The organism is Halalkalibacter oceani (genome assembly GCF_040544555.1).
Lineage (GTDB): Bacteria > Bacillota > Bacilli > Bacillales > Bacillaceae_D > Halalkalibacter > Halalkalibacter oceani.
The window spans coordinates 1-17950 of record NZ_JBEPKD010000013.1 but is presented as its reverse complement, the minus strand read 5'-3'; the positions used below and the strand labels follow the sequence as shown (position 1 = coordinate 17950).

Genomic DNA, 17950 nt, shown 5'->3' with positions numbered 1-17950 from the left:
GAAGGAGGCCACTGAAAAACCTCTTTTTCCGTAACTCGAAGAAGAGTAATGGCTACGCTCATTACGAAAAAGCTGCCCCCGGAGGGACAGCTTTTTTTAAAAGATAAGAAAGGACGCTATGCGGTTTTCTTATTCTATTATCCTTTGAAAAGCTGAACGAACATTTTTCCGTAAGGACCGCCGTCAACGATGCCGATTCCTACTTCTGTGTAGTCCCCTTTAAGGATATTCTCACGGTGACCTTGTGAATTCATTAATGCCTGATGCGCCGCTTCAACTGTTTGATTACCAGCTAAGTTCTCTCCGGCAGTACGGTACTGGATACCGAATTGTGACATCATGTCAAATGGAGAGCCGTACGTTGGTGATTGATGACTGAAGTAGTTGTTATCAATCATGTCCTGCGCTTTCACTCTTGCTACTTTTGTTAATTCAAGGTCAGCTTTCAGTGGCGCAAGACCTTGCTGTGAGCGCTCCTGATTGACAAGGTCAAGCATTTGCTGCTCTTCCTGGCTAATACCATTCACTTGTTCCTGCTCTGGTGCCTGCGGCTTTTCTGGTGCCGGTTGCTGCTGGGCAGGAGCCGGTGCTTGTTCAGCCGGTGCTGGTGCTTGTTCTTCTGGAGCCGGCTGTGGTGCTGGCTTTTCCTCTTGTGTTGGCGCCGGCTGCTTTTCCGGTGCTGCTTCTTTTTCAGGTGCTTGTTCAGGGGCCGGCTGTTTCACCGGTGCAGGACCAGCATGCTTCTTAGCTTGCTTTTGCCAGTCAACGAGCACATCTTTTAATGTAGTATGCGCGAACTTTTCCAGCAATTGATTGATCGACTCTTTATCTATGTTTTTCAACTCATATGCTTGCACCTTTGCATAAACAGGCTGATGAGTCTTTTCAGCTGCGAGTGCTTGTCCTCCAAAACCTGCTGCGATCGCTGCAGCCGCTACTGTCGTTACGAGTAATTTTTTCATAGTTGTTTCCCTCCAAAATATGTTGGTGTGTTGTGCTACAGGAACAACCGTACCATGACTTCCTGTTGAATTTCTCTGGAAAATAGTAGCTTGAAAACCAGCGGAAATTGGCTCTTTTCCACCTCTTTTCCCACGTAAAAAAAACTCCCTACCCTTTGTCACTCCTGCTTCCATTGATTTTTGACCATTCGCTAATTTACGCTTTTCCCCATTGAGCAAATTTCCAATTCTCACAGACCGGCTTGATTTTTATAGATTCCTCCAAAGTTGGTTACACAACTGTAATAAAACACCGTCGCGCTTTGTCATTGCTAGTCTCAGGCCTTCACCTCCCGCCAATGGAAAATATTACGCGGTGTTCGGGCTGAAGTATTTTGATAGTTTTATAGAGATTGCTTTTCTGAAAAAGGAGGAAAACCATCAATGAAAAAAATGATCACAATTGTAGGAATAACAGCTGCCCTCTTATGTACAGGAGGTCTCGCGACCGCAGCGGCAGGCGTCCATACTGTCCAAACCGGCGACACTCTTTATAAAGTCGGTCAGACGTATGGCGTTTCGGTAGAAGCGCTTAAACAAGTAAATGGAAAGAGCAGCTCAGTTCTTTATCCAGGAGAACAGCTCACTCTTCCGGCTTCCATCAGTCAAGCCGATAAAGATTTACTCGCTCGGCTCGTGACTGCCGAGGCAAAAGGAGAACCTTATGCCGGCATGGTCGCTGTAGCGACGGTCGTTCTAAATCGGGTTGATCATCACGATTTCCCGAATACGATTCGTGGAGTGATTGAAGAAGTGACACCTACAGGCCACTATGCGTTTTCCCCGGTGAAAGATGGTAACATCAATCAGCCGGCAACCGAACAGGCGAAACGCGCTGTTAATGAAGCATTAGCCTTTCACGGTCAGGGACAAGGCTCCCTTTACTTCTATAATCCCGCAAAAGCAACAAATCACTGGAACGCGACCCGGACAGAAACCATACGGATCGGTGACCACGTGTTTGCTAAATAAAACATACTACTATTAAGCTTGAAACAAAACGGGCTTAAAGGCTGGCAAAAGGTAAATCATATCGTGGACGATGAGGACAAATGAAAAACACAACCTCAATGAAAGACCCCTAAGGTTGCGATTGTGGCGTTTCAATTTTCTGACAGTGACGTTTCAGCTACTACGATGATACGTCTGCGCGACCCGCTCAGAAATCGTAACCAAGTTTACCTTCGCTATCACACACAGACCTCTCGAAATAAGAAAATCAGTAAGTCTTTCGTCATACGCAGAGGCTGAGACATGACATCCCTAAGAAAACACCAACGTAGCGGATGAAATAGACGAAGACTCCTGCGGGAACAGAAGCAACGGTGAGACCCACAGGGCGGTAGCCCGAGAGGCTCACCAGCTTCCCGCGGAAAGCGAAGTCTATTTCAGTAGCGGTGGATATTCCTCATGAGGTCAATTCTCCCCTTCATGTCTGTTTCATTTTTTCCCTGACGTCGATTTTTCTCAAAAAGAAGGTTGATCTCCATGAGAAGGGGAATATAGTAAGGGTAAGCAGATTATAATGAAGGCGGTGTGTTGAATGGGACGAATTTCTCGCTCTTCCCGGCTGCAAACTGAACGTATCCACGCCAATTATGTAAATCGCATGACAAATATTGAACGCGCTACTCATATTGAAAAAGTAAATCCAATTAACGAGTCCCAGCGTCCCTTCAATCAATTTTCAGAAAATTACCTCATTTCATACGACCGTTATTATCGCAGCATTCAAGAATTAAAAAAGGAATTTAAGCGCTTCTATCATCATGAAAAAGAATTGCAGCAGGCGATTGCCCGCCTCAATGAAAATGATCAGACGCTCGCCGAACAGACAAAGACGCTTGTCGAAAAGTACAACCTGGCGTTGGAGGCACTGCGCGACTTTGATGCGCTCGCCGGCACCGACCACCTGCAATCCATCCATCATATTTACACGCTCTTTGCTGAAGATTTCCAGGCCATCGGCGTAACCGAAAATGAAGATTACTCCCTTTCTCTTCATATGGACCAATTTTTATCATTTCTGCACGATGCCGAGCATGCTGCTTCTGAATTCATGGGCCGCTTTAAATCGATGATTCTGAAGGAATATCAGACCTTTATCCGCATTAAGGCGCCAGACACCCCGGCAGACGCGTATGAAAGCCAGCCTCTTCCTGTAAAAGGCCTTTTAATTGAAGAACAATATTAGACTCTCTGCTCTTGCACAACGCTTTTTTTGGTACAATAGATAGATCAAGCGTGTGCAGAAATGAGGGGTATCATGGAAGTAATTGTTTCACATATGAATATTGACTTCGATGGATTGGCCTGTTTACTGGCTGCTCATAAGCTCCATCCTCAGGCAACCGTTGCCTTAACCGATAAACAGCAGCCGACAGTCAAATCCTACTTGGCGATTTACCGCGATCAGCTGAATTTTTCTTCATACGAGCAAATTCCCTGGACATCTGTTACGAAAATAATCCTCGTTGATGTCGGCTCCCTCGACCGAACCGGCATACCGCTTAAGGAGTTGAGGGATGACATCTCTATACTGATTTATGATCATCATTTGCAAAACGAGCCGGAAACGGGTGCTGAGTACAGCCTGATTGAAGCGGTCGGGGCGGCGATTACGCTTCTCACCGAGCAGCTGCTCAAGCGCGATCATCCGATCAATGCCTTTGAAGCAACCTTGTTCGGCTTAGGGCTCTATACGGATACCGGAAATTTTACATACCCGCAAGTTACCGCAAGAGATTTGTATATCGCTTCCGTCCTCCGGGAACAAGGTATGGACGTCAGCTTGATTGAACGCTTTGCTGAACAGGTGCTGACAACGGAGGAAAAAGCTCTATTTCAAACATTGCTGACAAACAGTGAGGAACAGCAGCGTGAAGGGTTAACGATTCTCCTGACGACTCATGAGCAGGACCATTATCAGGGCGGCCTCGCCACACTGACGAGACGGCTGATGGACATCACCGACAGCGACGCGGCGATCGCGATCGTCATGATGAAAGACCGCACGTATGTCGTCGCCCGTGCTTCATCAAGCCGGATTGATTTCAACCCGCTCATGCAGGCACTCGGCGGCGGCGGGCATGCCCAGGCAGCATCGGCGACGTTCAAGCACAAGTCGTTGACGGAAATCGTGCCAAAGGTTATGGAGCTTGTGCCTTTGATTTTGAAACAAGCGGTCACCGCCTCATCCATTATGGCAAGTCCCGTTAAATCGGTCGTGCCAACGGACAAAATTGAAGCTGTTCTTGAGCGAATGTTTCAATACGGTCATACCGGCTTCCCTGTTGTCGATGAAAACGGGCAGCTCGTTGGTGTCATTTCCCGTCGGGATGTCGATAAAGCGACTCATCACGGGCTTGGGCACGCTCCGGTGAAAGCCTATATGTCGAGCCGGCCGGTCATCTTGCCGCCTGAAGCGACGATAGAAGAAATTCAGGCGACGATGATGCAGCATAATATCGGCCGCATTCCGATTGTCGAAAACGGCGCTTTAGTCGGGATTGTTTCACGCACTGATGTGATTGAGCAGCTTCACCAGCAATCTTCGGCAGTGGAGCTTACAGCAAAAGATTCTTTATTGCCGCATATGAAGGCATCCTTGCCCGCCTCTACGCTTACTTTATTGAAACAAATTGGGGAAATTGCTGATGAGCTTGACCTCCCTGTCTATTTAATTGGCGGAATCGTCCGTGATTTATTGTTGAAGCGGCAAAACGAAGACATCGATCTCGTCGTCGAAGGGGACGGGATCGCCTTTGCCGAAGCCATCGCGGCAAAGCTCGGCGGAAGCATCAAAACTCATGATACATTCGGGACGGCAACGTGGACGACTCCGGCTGATGAAAAAATCGACATCGTCACATGCCGGACGGAATATTATGAGGCACCAGGTCTTTTACCGGTCGTTCGCGCATCCAATTTACGCGAGGATCTCCGCAGGCGCGATTTTACGATTAACGCACTTGCGGTCAAAATCAACAAAGAAAACTTCGGTCAAATTCTTGACTTTTTCCAGGGACAAAACGATCTCAAGCAGCGGAAAATTCGGATTCTGCATACGCTCAGCTTCGTGGAAGACCCGACGCGGATTTTGCGCGCGGTCCGGTTCGCCCTTCGGTTCGGCTATCAATTCGATGAGCAGACTGAACGTCTCGCGAAAAACGCCGCGCCGATGCTTACGCAAATTAGTGCGTCCCGATTTTTACGCGAGCTGGAACTTCTTCACGAAGAGCAGCATCTCCTCTCCGGCGCGAAGTGGCTCGACCGGCTCGGCGTCTGGGAAGCGCTGTTCGCCTATCAGCCGACAGCGAACGACTGGAAGCAGCTTAGCGAAGTCGGCGAACAGCTGGAAGCAGAAATGGAACCATTTCTTGCTTTATTCGTACTTTTCCATCAAGCAGACAACTTCGAGCAGAAGCTGCAGCGTTATGCGCTGACGATTGCCGATATGAAGCTGCTGGGCGAATGGACACATCTTCACTCCTTCGACACCCGGGAAAAGCCTTTGCGCGAGCTGCACGGAGAGCTGTCTCATTTTTCCGATCTTGCTTTACAATTGTCTGCGTTGCTCGATAACAAGCCTTTTCTGCTTGATTATGTAAAAAAACGCCAGAAAATCACCCTCCTGCTCAATGGACATGACTTAAGGAAACAGGGGATTAAGCCCGGGCCGGTTTACTCTTCCTTGCTTCAACAGCTTTTCGGCTTGCAGCTTGACAATGCGATCCGCACCCGCCAGGAGGCGCTGGAATGGCTGAAGCAGGCCGCTCATAAGGCTGAATAGCCGCTTCATCATGGTTGGGACAGAACCAGCTTTGAGCGATTGGCAATGGCAACATTTTGCACAAACCGGCAGCTGCATTTCTTTTCCTACTTATGAAGATAACCGTTTTATCATATGATAAGAATGAGCTTTTTATTTTGGCAGCACTTCTTCCCATTCACAAGACGTTCATGATATCATCGCATTAAAATGACTTTTTTTCACAAAACTTGTCGATGTTTCTGTTATAATGAAACGTGGTAGGTGTAAGGGGGGTACGATGTGGATACTAGGATGAAACGAAGGCAGGCAGCGAGAAAAAAGCCAAAACGAAAACACAAGCTTCTCACGATGTTTGTGCTCATATTCTCCTGCCTCTTTCTTGTGACAACAGCCTATGCAGTGATGCAATTTCAAGCTGGTAAAAATGAAGCACAAGATAACTTAACAGAAAATGAAATGATTGGAACGGACGAGCTCGATGATGAGGTTGTCGAAGTCAAGGAGCCTGAAAATGATGAACCGATCAATGTTCTGTTAATTGGCATTGATACATCGGAACAGGAGCCTGCCCGAACGGACACGATTATGATCGGTCAATACGATGCCAAAAATGGTGACGCGAGGCTTGCTTCGATTATGCGTGACACCTATGTTGAAATTCCCGGGCATATGAATAACAAGATCAATTATGCTTTCGCCGCCGGCGGAGCCGATCTGTTGCGCGAAACGATTGAACAGAATTTTGATCTTGATATTCATTATTATGCGATGGTCAACTTTAATGGCTTTGTCAATGTCGTTGATACTGTGGCACCGGACGGAATTGAAGTAAATGTCGAGCGCCGGATGTATTACCGTGATTCAGCGGCTGATATGACAATTGATTTTCAGCCCGGTGTTCAGACATTGAGCGGGGAGGATATTTTAAAGTATGTCCGTTTCCGCAAAGACAGTGAAAATGATTTTGGCCGGGTCGAACGGCAGCAGCAAGTACTGGCATTATTAAAGGATGAACTTTTATCCTTTTCAGGTTTGACACGCATTCCGCGTTTAATTGGGTCGGTTGAACCGTATCTCGAAACGAATATCGGCCTTTCTCAAATGCTAAGCATTGGCCGCGATTTTGCGCTCAATCCAATTAATGACTTTGAAACGCTGCGAATTCCATTGGATAACAGCTACCACGATGAATATTATTCACATGCCGGAGCTGTATTGGAAATCGACAAAACAAGAAACGTTCAGGCTATTACCGACTTCTTTTCCGGTAAAAAGGTGCTCGCCAATGACACCGAAGCAGAAGACAACGAGCAAGAATCCTAACAAAAAGATAAACGCGGGGGCATAAGGAGAACATCACCTTATGCCCCTTTTTGTGGCTTTTGTGCCCAGATGGAGTGTTTTTGATAGCTTCGAAAATTCACAAACGCAAGATGCAGCGACCTTACGCCGTACGCAAGAGATGAACAAACAAACGGGGGTGTCCCAAAAGGTCGTTTCACCTTTTGGGACACCCCCGAAGCGGCTTATAAGCTTATTCGTATTTCTTAAAAATCAGCGTTGCGTTATGTCCGCCGAAACCAAGAGAGTTGCTCAAGACCGCGCGCAGCTCTGCACGTCGCGCTTCATTTGGCACATAGTCAAGATCACAATCCGGATCAGGGTTCACATAGTTGATTGTCGGCGGAATGATTCCTTCCTGCAGCGCCTTAACCGAGAAAATCGCCTCAACCGCGCCCGCAGCACCTAAAAGATGCCCGGTCATTGACTTCGTTGAGCTCACCGCCAGCTGATGGGCGTGCTCTCCGAAAACCGTTTTCAATGCCATCGTTTCAAACTTGTCATTATAGGGCGTGCTTGTCCCATGGGCATTGACATAATCGATATCCGTCGGTTCAAGGCCGGCGTCGGCAATCGCCTGACTCATCGCCCGCGCGCCACCTTCTCCTTCCGGTGCAGGAGCCGTCACATGATAGGCATCGCCGGTTGCTCCATAGCCGATGATTTCAGCGTAAATCGTCGCCCCGCGCTTCTCAGCCGATTCAAGCGACTCAAGAATCAGAATTCCCGCTCCCTCTCCCATGACGAAGCCGTCACGATCAGCATCGAACGGTCTTGAAGCTGTTGCCGGATCTTCATTCGTCGAAATCGCTTTTGCCGAGCTGAAGCCCGCAACAGCCATGTTCGTAATCGGCGCCTCTGATCCGCCGGTAATCATCACATCAGCATCACCGCGCTGGATCACTTTAAACGCATCTCCGATTGAATTTGTGCCTGAAGCGCATGCCGTTACCGAGCAGGAGTTAATCCCTTTTGCTCCTGTCGTAATCGACACTTGGCCGGAAGCCATATCCGGAATCATCATCGGCACAAAAAACGGGCTAACCCGGCGGTGTCCTTTTTCTAAAAACTGCCGGAAATTTTGCTCATATGTTTCCATTCCACCGATCCCGGAACCAATCCAAACACCGACACGCGGGGCAATCTCTTCCGTAATTTCGAGGTTCGCATCTTTTAACGCCATTAACGATGCCGCAACGGCGAATTGGGTGAAGCGATCCATCTTCCGCGCTTCTTTTTTATCGATAAAGGCTCCTGGATCAAACTCATTGATTTCCGCCGCCACTTTCATCGGAAATTCCTCAGCATTGACACGCGTCAGCAGGCCAATCCCTGATTGTCCCTCAACAGCACGCTTCCACGTCGTTGCAGCGTCTAACCCTAATGGTGTTACCGCGCCAACGCCGGTGATCACGACACGTCTTTTTTCCATGTCTTTCCTCTCCTTTGCTACAATTGATCTTTCAGCTTGTTACTTCCCCCATCGCAAGGCTACTGAGCCCCAGACGAGTCCAGCTCCAAAGCCAACGAGGACAACAATATCTCCATCCTTTATTTTACCATTTTTTAATTCATCGACCAATGTCATCGGAATCGAAGCTGATGATGTGTTCCCATATTTATGGACCGTTTTCGCCATTTTTTCCTGAGGCAGCTCCAACCGTTCCCGCGCCGCTTCCATAATGCGGATATTGGCTTGATGGGGGACGAGGAAGTCACAATCCTCTTTCGTCAATCCCGCCTTTTCCAGAACTCGTAAGGAAGACTCGCCCATTTGACGAACAGCAAACTTAAAGACCTCTCTCCCGTTCATCTCTAAATATTTGTCCCGCTGATTAATATGCATCGCCCCGGCCCCATCGGCTCCAAGTTCAAAGGCCAAAATTCCTTTTCCTTCAGATACAGGACCAAGCACAGCCGCGCCGGCGCCATCGCCGAATAAAACAGCGGTATTACGGTCGGAAAAATCAGTGATTTTCGAAAGCTTCTCCACTCCGACGACCAAGATATGGCGGTAAGCTCCGGTCTTGATGAACTGCTGCCCCGTGGCAAGGCCATAAATAAAGCCGGCACACGCCGCGCTAATATCCATAGCGGCCGCTTTTTTAGCACCGAGTCTTTCCTGAATTAACGTCGAAACGGTCGGAAACGGCATATCCGGTGTAACCGTCGCGACTAAAATCAAATCAATATCCTCCGCCGCTATCTCCGCCTGTTCCAGCGCATCCTTTGCAGCGAGATAAGCCATATCGGACGTTTCAATATGATCAGGAGCAAAACGACGCTCTTCAATTCCAGTGCGGGTGCGAATCCATTCATCAGACGTGTCAAGCTTCTGTTCAAAATCAGCATTTGTTACTACTTGCTCTCCCACATAACTGCCAATGCCTAAAATTCCTGCATGTCTCATCTTTCGTTCCCCTTTCGCGGTCGATCGCACGATTCTTTTTGGGTTATTATTAGTACCTGCTACTAATTCTATCCTATGTTGACTCTCCTGTCTATATGAACCTCTTTTGAATTAGGCGATCGGATTCACACGCAGATTCGTCCTCTTCCATACACTAAAATGAGAGAAGAAAGGAGGAGCAACTATGGCTGAACAGCAAAAGCCGCGGCGTGATTTTTTCGATGAATTTATGTTTGGACGTCCTATTTCCGAACCGCAGGCAGACAATCAACAACCAGAGCCACAGGCGGAAGAACAGGAAAACACAGCGCCGGCAACGCCGCCGACTCAATTAGAGCAGGTGCTGACGCTTGTCCAGACGTTAGGCCCGACAATCGACAAGCTGGCCCCGCTTATCGGCGCCGCTCACACGTTTTTTACGAAGCAGAAGAAGGAAGAGCCTTCTTCCAAAAAGCCGTCCGGAAAACAGGCGAAAAAGCAGGAATAAGCAGCTTAAACCAAGGCAGGCTACTAAAATGAAACCGAGACTTTTTCAGCAGCATTCTATGTAAAACGAGGTGTCCCTAAAAAGGCGTTAGCCGATTGAGACACCTCTTTTCCTTATTATGCTCATCTATAGTAAGGATAGACCGGACCGTACTGAGGACCATAGCTGGGACCGTAACCCGGACCATAGTTCGGGCCATAACCAGGTCCGTAGCTTGGGCCATAATTCGGACCGTAATTTGGACCGTAAAAGACATTTGGCCGACCATAGCCATAGCCCCCGAAAAGAAATGGACTGACCGCGAGTCCCGCTATAAAGGGAAGCACAGGAAAAAAACGTTGATCCTGTTGCTCATACCCGGCGTTTCTCATCATCGGTTGATAAGGGAGATAGCTCATGCTTCACCGCTCCTTCCGCTAGGTTCTCTTTATCCTATGAACGAGCAGAAAGAATGGAGCCTGTCGTTATTTTTCTTTCTTTTGCAGCTCTTCCATCATATCAACAAAAAATCCGTCCAGCTGACTTTTCAGCTGCTCGTCTTCCTCGCTTTTCGGCGACATGCCTTTTACCTCTTCATACGTTTGCAAAAACCCTTCAAGATCCCCAGTGCGGATTTGAGCGATACTGTACGATACAAACAGTCGTATATGAGGCGCCTCGCTTTGTCTCATTAATTCGATAAACGGGCGTAGCTTTTGAATCGCTTCTTTGTCCTTCTTCTCCTTGACCAGCTGATAGCCTTGTTTCATTTCTTCAGCAAACGCTTTAAGTCTCGCCGTCTTGTCCATCTTATTTCCTCCTTGCGCTCATAAATTTAAACAGAAGAAAAGCCCGGATCAGGTGCTTCCCCCTGTCGAGCTTTTCTTTCATGTACAGCTTTTCTTACTCTTTCTCCAACGCAGAATGCTCCTTGCCCAGCTCATATGCTTCGGACATGACATTTAACAGCAGCTCAAGCATCGGCTGTAAATCTTCCATATTTAATTCGATTCCTTTTTCATCGAGAAACTTCTTTCCTTCAGGCAGGTGCTTCATTGCAATTTGCATAAATTTCATATTCATTTCCGGAAGATTCATACATTATCCACCTCTTAAGATCATTCTCTCATCTACGATACTATGATGAGCAGGTGAACGCAAGTAGTTAGGTTAAGGGCGATTCCGGCAAGTCTCCCGTTTCAATATACGTCTTGACTGCCTCTTCAAGCTCCAGCTTTATTTCTTCCGGTACAATTGGACTAAAACGGCCAAGTGTAATGACTCCATCTTGAAAATCATAGCTCTTGTTCCCTGCCGGCAGTTCATCTTTTTCATATTGGTCAGCGACCAGTTCATACAGCACATCGACATGCTGTACCGTGCTTGTTAACACAGTTGATTCACCCAAATCAGATTGGTCGCCGACAAAGCCGATCGCATACAGCCCTTGATTCTTCGCTTCCTCAATCACCGCCACATGGTAGCCATCGCCGGCCGGATAGAACACATCGACATCTTTCTGTTGCATCTCTTTAAAATAAGTCAAAGCGCGCTCTTCATTTGTCCAGCTTTCGACAAATTCAACCTCCACCTCGATTGCCCCGTTTTCTACCTTTGCCCCTTCCTGGAAGCCTTTGACCTCCGGCTGCCATGGAAAGGCGGCGATAATACCGACCACCCCGGTTTCCGACATCGATGCGGCCATCATCCCGGCAAAATAACCCATCGCATAGCTGTCGAATTGTAGGCTCGTGACATTCTCACCTTCTACATCCCCGTTAAAGCTGACAAAATGGATGTCTGGATAATCCTCGCCAAGCTCGGAGAAAAATTCAGCAAAAATCCTGCCATGTCCGAATACCAATTGAACATCATTGGCGGCAAATTCCGCCACGGCATTTTTTACTTTTTCGAGCGTATTCATATCCTCTTTAAACACAACTTCACTCTTTCGGTTAGTATGAATATTTAAAAGTCCCTGATATCCTTTGCTATTCCATCCCTGGTCGTCAATCGTGTTTTCGAGCAGCAGTCCGATTTTCGCCGGTGAAGATGAAGAAATCGGATTGCTGCAGCCTGCCAGCAGAATGATCAGCAAAGTGACTTGCAAAATCTGTGGAATTCTCATGTTGACACGCTCCCTATTGATTTGCCCTTTTCTATTATAATGGATGAATGAAATGATTTCCTGTTAGTAATTGGAAGGCTTCCTTTTTAGCGCTTTCCTACTCTATCGAATTGATCACCTTCTTTCGTCCTAGTTATTCGTTATTCTATGACGATACCCTTTTTGTTTTATCCTTTCTTGGACAGATGTAATCTGATTGTAATGTTTTTTGGCGCAAAGATGAAACATTGAGCGAAGGCTGGTATAATGGATAAGACTATTTGAACGAGAAACGAGGAACATATTTATGACGTACACGGAAGCTGTGCAATCACGGCGGACCTTTGCGATTATTTCGCATCCCGATGCCGGAAAAACGACTTTAACGGAAAAACTGCTGCTGTTTGGTGGAGCCATACGCGAGGCTGGATCCGTTAAAGGGAAGAAAACAGCCAAACATGCGATGAGTGACTGGATGGATATTGAAAAGCAGCGGGGAATTTCCGTGACAAGCTCTGTCCTTGAATTTCAATATGACGGCTATCACGTCAATATTCTTGATACACCGGGGCATGAAGATTTCAGTGAAGATACGTACCGGACGCTAACAGCGGCTGACTCGGCGACGATGCTGATCGATGCGGCCAAAGGCGTCGAGGCGCAGACGAAGAAGCTCTTTAAAGTATGTAAAATGCGGGGCATACCGATTTTTACGTTTATGAACAAGCTCGACCGCCAGGGACGCGACCCTTTTGAGCTGATGGAAGAGCTTGAGAACCTGCTTGGCATCCGCTCGTATCCGATGGGCTGGCCAATCGGCATGGGACAGTCCTTCTCAGGTGTTTATGACCGTCATGAGAAGCGGCTGGAACTGTATAATCCGGAAAACCCGAAAGAAATTGATGTCATTCAATTGGAAGGACCGGATGATCCGAAGCTTGATGAAGCGATTAACGACCCCGAGCTCGTTGCGCAGTTTCGCGAGGAGCTGGAGCTGCTTGATGTCGCCGGAGATGAGTTCGACCTTGAGCTTGTTGCCAAAGGAGAACTGACGCCGATTTTCTTCGGCAGCGCAATTTCCAGCTTTGGCGTGCAAACATTCCTTGAGCACTTCTTAAAGCTTTCGCCGGCACCGACGCCAAGAGAAAGCTCGAAAGGCTTGATCGAGCCGTTAACCTATAAAGAGTTTTCCGGATTTATTTTCAAAATCCAGGCCAACATGAATCCTGCTCACCGCGACCGGATTGCTTTCTTGCGGATCACGTCCGGCAAATTTGAACGCGGGATGGCGGTCAAGCATGTCCGCATCGGAAAAAACATCAAGCTCTCGCAGCCGACGCAATTTCTGGCGCAAAACCGCAGCATCATCGACGAGGCTTACGCCGGCGATATTATCGGTCTCTTTGATCCGGGCAACTTCCGGATTGGCGATACGCTCGTTGAAGGAGACAGCTTTGAATTTGCGGAGATGCCTCATTTCTCGCCTGAATTCTTCAGTGCGATCACAGTTAAGGAAGCATTAAAGCATAAATCCTTTGAAAAAGGGCTGCACCAATTAACGGAGGAAGGCGCCATTCAGCTGTTTAAAACGTTTAACCGCTTCAATGAGCAGCAAATTGTCGGCGTAGTCGGAGTCCTGCAGTTTGAAGTGCTTGAGCATCGGCTGAAGCATGAATATCACGTTGACATTCAGCTTGAACGGCTGCCGTTTTCATTGGCGCGCTGGGCAGACGGCCCGCCGGAAGCGCTGGAAGCCTTTAAAAAAGCCCAGCGTAATCTCGTAACCGACCGCGATGGCCGGATTGTCGTGCTGTTTGAAAATGATTTCCAAATGCGCACAGCAACGGAGAAGTATCCTGATATTACATTTTACGAGAATTCTTTCTTCCGTTCCACGATCTAAAAAAACGCCTGTGGCGTTTTTTTGAAGCACTGTGCAGAGCCGTTACAACGGTCTTTGTTCACCATGAAAGTGAGGTTCTTTCATGGTGAACGTAACGTGCGGAGCCAGTGCTCTTCCTCGATGCTTCCTACACTTCCTCCTGCGAATGTTTTTACGAATCAACCTAAAAAACGTTAAGGGACTGGGACAGAGGTTATTTTTTACCTTTTGCCCCAGTCCCTACCTGATTTTGGCTCGCCCTCACTTGCCTATTCGGAAATCTTCCTCCCCGCTCGCTTGCGGCTGCGCTGATAAAGGATTTCCGCCAGCGCCCCTAAGCCGATCGCGCCAATTACACTGATCCCCTCCGGCAAACCGAACATTCGTCGCAAGAGCAAAAAGGAAATCACTGTCACGAATGCAAAGATGACGATTCCGATAAAGGCCCGTTTCATATCCACCTATTCACGCCCTTTTTGCAGTTGCTGCTGTTTTAGCCATTGTGTCATATGTTCCCGCTGCTTGGCAAGCCCTTCCTGCAAGGATACTTTCGCCTCGAAGCCAAGCATGTCTTTACTTTTCTCAGCCGATAATGACGTCTCAAACCGCGGCGAGGCCGTCAACGGATGATCGGGCGCCACATGTTCGACTCCGCGCACCCACTGGTTGGCTTTTCCCGACGACAGCTGATACACCTCGTTCACATGCTTCGTTTTCCCGGCGAGCATAAAAGCGTCCACGACATCATCGACATACAGCACATCGAGCGTTGAACGATCCGACTCTACCTCCTCCTTGCCGGAAAGCAGCTGGTAATACGTCATATCAGCGCGCTGCCACGGCCCATAGACCGTCGGCAACCGTAAAATGACATACGGAAGGCCGCGCTGCTCGGCATATTTGCGAATGACATTCTCCCCGGTTAACTTCGTAATTCCATAGGGCGAAGTGGGATTGGCAGGCGTCCGTTCGGTAATCACGCCAGGACGCTCGCCATACACATCGACGGTCGAAGCGTAAATAAAGCGCGCTTCTGGCGGACATGCCTGCACGAGGGTCCGGGTCAAATTAACATTGTTTTCAATCGACTCGGCGAGTGGCGGCCATGTATGATCGGCTGACGTATCGGCGGCAAGATGATAAAGCGCGTCGATCCCGGTCAGAAGTTTTTCCAGGTCGGCATTCTCTGCTTTTTCCTTGATGATCGTCAGCAAGGCATTCCGTCCAAGTCGCAATTCCATTTCTTCCTGTTTTTCTTTTTCAGCTTCATTCATTTGATCGATCGCAATCACTTCCACTCCATTGAGAAGCAGCCGCTCACAAAGATGAAAGCCAATAAAACCAAAGCCTCCTGTGACAACAACTTTCTTCATTCTTCCCCTCCTTTTTCAACTACCGAACCCGGCCAAAAGGTTCACTCCCAGCACCGCGCTACAACACCTCTTCATACTTTTGGTAAAAAGGAAAGGCGGATTGCGCCTCCTTGTAAAAGGAACGTTCATTGCTATGAATCCGTAAATTAATCAGGCATCCGTCAGCCGCTAGCTGCTTTTGCAGAGCGCGGCTATGGGCGTGAAGAGGAAAACGTTTTTCCTGAACATGACAATGAATCGAGAGAGGCGGACATTGCCCGCATGTCAGTGCAGGAACTTGATTTCGCACCCAATCCTCCTGAATATCACGTTCCGATTTCAGATCATAGGCCAGCTCCAGCTCTTTGACAAAGCGCTTATAATACAGCTTATTCTCCCTCTCCTGTTCATAGTACGAGCTAAGCGAGAGGCAAGGGTTGATTAAATAACAGGAACGAATTTGCTCTGAATGCGTATGGATCCACCTCAAAGCAAGTAACCCGCCGGCTCCTTCCGCAAAGAGGTGAATTTTTTTATTAAGAATTTCTCGTTTTAAAATGAAATGGTACAGATGCTCAAGCAGTTCAAACGCTTTAGGGCTTCCCCAATGCTTATCATAAAGAGAAGAAGCAAAAACCGTATATCCCCGCTTCAGGAGATCCTGAATAAATTGTTCCTTCTCAGGATGATGGAGCCATTCACTGGAATTACTCGTCACCGTCATCCCATTATCGCCAATCAGGCAAACGGCGAAACCACTCGGCTGCTCTGGAAGATAGAGAACGTTCCATTGGTCCCCAATGCGAAAATACCGTACATGCTTCATTGGTTTACGTCTCTCCCCATTTTCGAAGTTCCTATAATTCATGTATTCTTATTACGTTATGCATCCTTCGCTCATTTTGAACCATTTTTCGACTAAGAAACCGCAAGCTGCCAACAAACGCTCTCTTAAAAAACGTATATAACAGTCGATCCAAGCAATGCCTGCAGATGATAACCAGCACTTTACAATCTACTAACTATTGTAGTAAAATTTAATCACTACATATCGTAGTGATGGTTCACGTAGAACATTACCGGAAAGGAGTCCGCCATGAAACAAATTAAAAAGCTCTCCGATACTGAAATGGAGCTGATGGAAGTGATTTGGGCGTGCGATCCCCCTGTCACCTCCAGTGAATTGCTTCGTATTTTCTTAAAAAGAGACAAAACATGGAAAGCGCAGACGATCTCAACCTTCTTGTCCAGATTGGTGGACAAGGGACTGCTCAAAGCGACGAGAATAGGCCGGACGAATCACTATGCTCCTTGTCTGTCACAAAAAGCGTACAAGCTTTGGGAAACAGAAAATGTGCTCGATGCCCTCTATGAAGGGTCGGTGAAAAACATGATTTCTGCTTTATATGATGGCGACAAGCTGTCTGATGAAGATATTTCAGAGCTAAAGCAGTGGTTTTCTGGAAAGTAGGTGAACGAAATGAATGGTGCTCTCGAAATTCTTGTCAGCTTAACGATCGCCGGCAGCGTCGTCGTCGGCTGTCTCCTTCTGGTAAGCCTGCTTCCCGCCAGCTTTTTTCCAGCGAAATGGCGCTATTTTCTCGGAAAGGTCGCCCTTGCCTTTTTTCTTGTTCCGGCAGCACTCTTGATTCATTGGCTGTTCAAATTATATCCAAGTAAGGCCGGAACTCCGTTGATTGAGCAGCAACCAGTAAGTCGGCAGCTTACTAGCTTTCTTCCAGACTATCTTTCTGCGAATCTCGCCCTCATCATGCTAGCCATATGGGCAACAGGAGGTATCATCTATTCCCTCTGGCAGCTGTATTGTTATCGCAGATTTTCAAACGAATTGCACCGTCACAGCACGCCCGTCCGAGAGAACAGCGAGATTCATCACGAGCTTCTCCTTATGAAGCAGAAGCTTGGGATCAAAGACGATGTTCAGCTCCTCTATAGCTCGGCTGTCCGTAGCCCGGCACTTTTCGGACTACGGAAGCCGATCATCCTGCTGCCAGAGGAGACCTGCGCGCAGCTGAATATTCGCATGGTGTTTCACCACGAGCTGATGCACGTAAAGCGCAAAGACCTGGCTGTCAAATCACTGGTTCTCACTGCGAGTGCCTTACACTGGTTTAATCCATTCGTTCACCTTCTCCGCAAAGACATTCACAAATGGAGCGAGCTGTCCTGCGATGAAGAAGTCGTGAAAGACATGTCCTATGAAGAACGGAAGCAATACGGGGCCATGATCCTGAACATTATGGAAGGCAGACGACTCCCGCTAAGCTTTTGTACTTCCTTATCGGGCACTGGCAAACAATTAAAAAGGAGGCTGGAAATGATGCTGAATGTGAAAAAACGGAAAAAATCCATCATCGCCGCAGCGGCTGTAACAGCGATCGTCGCTGGAGCGATTGGCACGGCAACCGCAGTATGGGCGGTGACAAACACACCAGAGGTCAAGACCGAAATAAGTGAAGAAGAGGGATTGCACAACATAAATATCCAACCGCCGGAAGGTCTGTATTTGGCAAGTAGGAAATGTATGATTTGGCAGTTAAAAATGTAGCTACTTGCCAACATCCTTTTTTAACGATTGAGTAATGATTCTTTGTGT

The 17950-nt window shown here is 47.8% G+C and carries 18 protein-coding genes; 8 read left to right on the top strand and 10 right to left on the bottom strand.

Going from position 1 to position 17950, the window contains the following annotated elements:
* Nucleotides 1–137: 137 nt before the first annotated feature.
* The gene (locus tag ABMB67_RS14210) at nucleotides 138–962 is read right to left on the bottom strand and encodes a CAP domain-containing protein (RefSeq protein WP_354572475.1); all 825 of its coding nucleotides are present in this window, start codon (nucleotides 960–962) and stop codon (nucleotides 138–140) included.
* 423 nt (nucleotides 963–1385) lie between these two features.
* Here ABMB67_RS14210 and ABMB67_RS14205 point away from each other — a divergent pair, with 423 nt between their 5' ends.
* The 4 genes from ABMB67_RS14205 to ABMB67_RS14190 all read left to right on the top strand — a co-directional run bounded on the left by ABMB67_RS14205 (nucleotide 1386) and on the right by ABMB67_RS14190 (nucleotide 7098).
* On the top strand, nucleotides 1386–1973 hold the full coding sequence (locus tag ABMB67_RS14205; RefSeq protein ID WP_354572474.1) for a cell wall hydrolase: 588 nt from the start codon (nucleotides 1386–1388) through the stop codon (nucleotides 1971–1973).
* Between the two features lie 571 nt (nucleotides 1974–2544).
* On the top strand, nucleotides 2545–3195 hold the full coding sequence (locus tag ABMB67_RS14200; RefSeq protein WP_251224901.1) for a hypothetical protein: 651 nt from the start codon (nucleotides 2545–2547) through the stop codon (nucleotides 3193–3195).
* Between the two features lie 72 nt (nucleotides 3196–3267).
* Nucleotides 3268–5793, top strand: coding sequence for a CBS domain-containing protein (locus ABMB67_RS14195; RefSeq protein ID WP_251224900.1), 2526 nt, complete (start codon nucleotides 3268–3270; stop codon nucleotides 5791–5793).
* A 261-nt stretch (nucleotides 5794–6054) separates the two neighbouring features.
* The gene (locus ABMB67_RS14190) at nucleotides 6055–7098 is read left to right on the top strand and encodes an LCP family protein (RefSeq protein WP_251224899.1); all 1044 of its coding nucleotides are present in this window, start codon (nucleotides 6055–6057) and stop codon (nucleotides 7096–7098) included.
* A gap of 211 nt (nucleotides 7099–7309) precedes the next feature.
* On the opposite strand, the gene fabF is transcribed toward ABMB67_RS14190, so the two are convergent.
* Nucleotides 7310–8548 (bottom strand): beta-ketoacyl-ACP synthase II, encoded by a 1239-nt coding sequence (gene fabF / locus ABMB67_RS14185; RefSeq protein ID WP_251224898.1) that lies wholly within the window; start codon nucleotides 8546–8548, stop codon nucleotides 7310–7312.
* Between the two features lie 39 nt (nucleotides 8549–8587).
* Nucleotides 8588–9526 (bottom strand): beta-ketoacyl-ACP synthase III, encoded by a 939-nt coding sequence (locus ABMB67_RS14180; protein WP_354572473.1) that lies wholly within the window; start codon nucleotides 9524–9526, stop codon nucleotides 8588–8590.
* Between the two features lie 184 nt (nucleotides 9527–9710).
* Between ABMB67_RS14180 and ABMB67_RS14175 the strand changes: the two genes are divergently transcribed.
* Nucleotides 9711–10013, top strand: a complete 303-nt coding sequence (locus tag ABMB67_RS14175; protein WP_354572472.1) for a hypothetical protein — start codon at nucleotides 9711–9713, stop codon at nucleotides 10011–10013.
* 122 nt (nucleotides 10014–10135) lie between these two features.
* Here ABMB67_RS14175 and ABMB67_RS14170 read toward each other — a convergent pair whose 3' ends face one another.
* From ABMB67_RS14170 to ABMB67_RS14155, 4 genes are all read right to left on the bottom strand, one after another.
* Nucleotides 10136–10411, bottom strand: coding sequence for a penicillin-binding protein (locus tag ABMB67_RS14170; RefSeq protein ID WP_354572471.1), 276 nt, complete (start codon nucleotides 10409–10411; stop codon nucleotides 10136–10138).
* Between the two features lie 66 nt (nucleotides 10412–10477).
* Nucleotides 10478–10801 (bottom strand): hypothetical protein, encoded by a 324-nt coding sequence (locus ABMB67_RS14165; protein WP_251224894.1) that lies wholly within the window; start codon nucleotides 10799–10801, stop codon nucleotides 10478–10480.
* A 94-nt stretch (nucleotides 10802–10895) separates the two neighbouring features.
* Nucleotides 10896–11090: a ComZ family protein gene (locus ABMB67_RS14160; RefSeq protein ID WP_251224893.1), complete on the bottom strand. Its 195-nt coding sequence runs from the start codon at nucleotides 11088–11090 to the stop codon at nucleotides 10896–10898.
* Nucleotides 11091–11157: 67 nt separating this feature from the next.
* Nucleotides 11158–12120, bottom strand: coding sequence for a BMP family ABC transporter substrate-binding protein (locus ABMB67_RS14155; protein WP_251224892.1), 963 nt, complete (start codon nucleotides 12118–12120; stop codon nucleotides 11158–11160).
* A gap of 286 nt (nucleotides 12121–12406) precedes the next feature.
* On the opposite strand from ABMB67_RS14155, the gene ABMB67_RS14150 reads away from it, so the two are divergent.
* Nucleotides 12407–14002, top strand: a complete 1596-nt coding sequence (locus ABMB67_RS14150) for a peptide chain release factor 3 (RefSeq protein ID WP_251224891.1) — start codon at nucleotides 12407–12409, stop codon at nucleotides 14000–14002.
* Between the two features lie 248 nt (nucleotides 14003–14250).
* Here ABMB67_RS14150 and ABMB67_RS14145 read toward each other — a convergent pair whose 3' ends face one another.
* The 3 genes from ABMB67_RS14145 to ABMB67_RS14135 are packed head-to-tail and all read right to left on the bottom strand — an operon-like array spanning nucleotide 14251 to nucleotide 16159.
* Nucleotides 14251–14442: a hypothetical protein gene (locus tag ABMB67_RS14145; RefSeq protein WP_251224890.1), complete on the bottom strand. Its 192-nt coding sequence runs from the start codon at nucleotides 14440–14442 to the stop codon at nucleotides 14251–14253.
* Nucleotides 14443–15354 (bottom strand): NAD-dependent epimerase/dehydratase family protein, encoded by a 912-nt coding sequence (locus tag ABMB67_RS14140; protein WP_354572470.1) that lies wholly within the window; start codon nucleotides 15352–15354, stop codon nucleotides 14443–14445. It lies immediately after the preceding gene.
* A 58-nt stretch (nucleotides 15355–15412) separates the two neighbouring features.
* The gene (locus ABMB67_RS14135) at nucleotides 15413–16159 is read right to left on the bottom strand and encodes an alpha/beta fold hydrolase (RefSeq protein ID WP_251224888.1); all 747 of its coding nucleotides are present in this window, start codon (nucleotides 16157–16159) and stop codon (nucleotides 15413–15415) included.
* 270 nt (nucleotides 16160–16429) lie between these two features.
* Between ABMB67_RS14135 and ABMB67_RS14130 the strand changes: the two genes are divergently transcribed.
* Entirely contained in the window at nucleotides 16430–16804 is a 375-nt protein-coding gene (locus ABMB67_RS14130) for a BlaI/MecI/CopY family transcriptional regulator (RefSeq protein ID WP_251192572.1), read from the top strand.
* 9 nt (nucleotides 16805–16813) lie between these two features.
* The gene (locus ABMB67_RS14125) at nucleotides 16814–17902 is read left to right on the top strand and encodes a M56 family metallopeptidase (protein ID WP_354572469.1); all 1089 of its coding nucleotides are present in this window, start codon (nucleotides 16814–16816) and stop codon (nucleotides 17900–17902) included.
* Nucleotides 17903–17950 lie beyond the last annotated feature (48 nt).

What these genes read in the sequence shown, in the direction of transcription:
- ABMB67_RS14210 (WP_354572475.1), bottom strand. Translation starts at nt 962, where the DNA reads ATGAAAAAATTACTCGTAACGACAGTAGCGGCTGCAGCGATCGCAGCA.
- ABMB67_RS14205 (WP_354572474.1), top strand. Translation starts at nt 1,386, where the DNA reads ATGAAAAAAATGATCACAATTGTAGGAATAACAGCTGCCCTCTTATGT.
- ABMB67_RS14200 (WP_251224901.1), top strand. Translation starts at nt 2,545, where the DNA reads ATGGGACGAATTTCTCGCTCTTCCCGGCTGCAAACTGAACGTATCCAC.
- ABMB67_RS14195 (WP_251224900.1), top strand. Translation starts at nt 3,268, where the DNA reads ATGGAAGTAATTGTTTCACATATGAATATTGACTTCGATGGATTGGCC.
- fabF (WP_251224898.1), bottom strand. Translation starts at nt 8,548, where the DNA reads ATGGAAAAAAGACGTGTCGTGATCACCGGCGTTGGCGCGGTAACACCA.
- ABMB67_RS14180 (WP_354572473.1), bottom strand. Translation starts at nt 9,526, where the DNA reads ATGAGACATGCAGGAATTTTAGGCATTGGCAGTTATGTGGGAGAGCAA.
- ABMB67_RS14175 (WP_354572472.1), top strand. Translation starts at nt 9,711, where the DNA reads ATGGCTGAACAGCAAAAGCCGCGGCGTGATTTTTTCGATGAATTTATG.
- ABMB67_RS14170 (WP_354572471.1), bottom strand. Translation starts at nt 10,411, where the DNA reads ATGAGCTATCTCCCTTATCAACCGATGATGAGAAACGCCGGGTATGAG.
- ABMB67_RS14165 (WP_251224894.1), bottom strand. Translation starts at nt 10,801, where the DNA reads ATGGACAAGACGGCGAGACTTAAAGCGTTTGCTGAAGAAATGAAACAA.
- ABMB67_RS14160 (WP_251224893.1), bottom strand. Translation starts at nt 11,090, where the DNA reads ATGAATCTTCCGGAAATGAATATGAAATTTATGCAAATTGCAATGAAG.
- ABMB67_RS14155 (WP_251224892.1), bottom strand. Translation starts at nt 12,120, where the DNA reads ATGAGAATTCCACAGATTTTGCAAGTCACTTTGCTGATCATTCTGCTG.
- ABMB67_RS14150 (WP_251224891.1), top strand. Translation starts at nt 12,407, where the DNA reads ATGACGTACACGGAAGCTGTGCAATCACGGCGGACCTTTGCGATTATT.
- ABMB67_RS14140 (WP_354572470.1), bottom strand. Translation starts at nt 15,354, where the DNA reads ATGAAGAAAGTTGTTGTCACAGGAGGCTTTGGTTTTATTGGCTTTCAT.
- ABMB67_RS14135 (WP_251224888.1), bottom strand. Translation starts at nt 16,159, where the DNA reads ATGAAGCATGTACGGTATTTTCGCATTGGGGACCAATGGAACGTTCTC.
- ABMB67_RS14130 (WP_251192572.1), top strand. Translation starts at nt 16,430, where the DNA reads ATGAAACAAATTAAAAAGCTCTCCGATACTGAAATGGAGCTGATGGAA.
- ABMB67_RS14125 (WP_354572469.1), top strand. Translation starts at nt 16,814, where the DNA reads ATGAATGGTGCTCTCGAAATTCTTGTCAGCTTAACGATCGCCGGCAGC.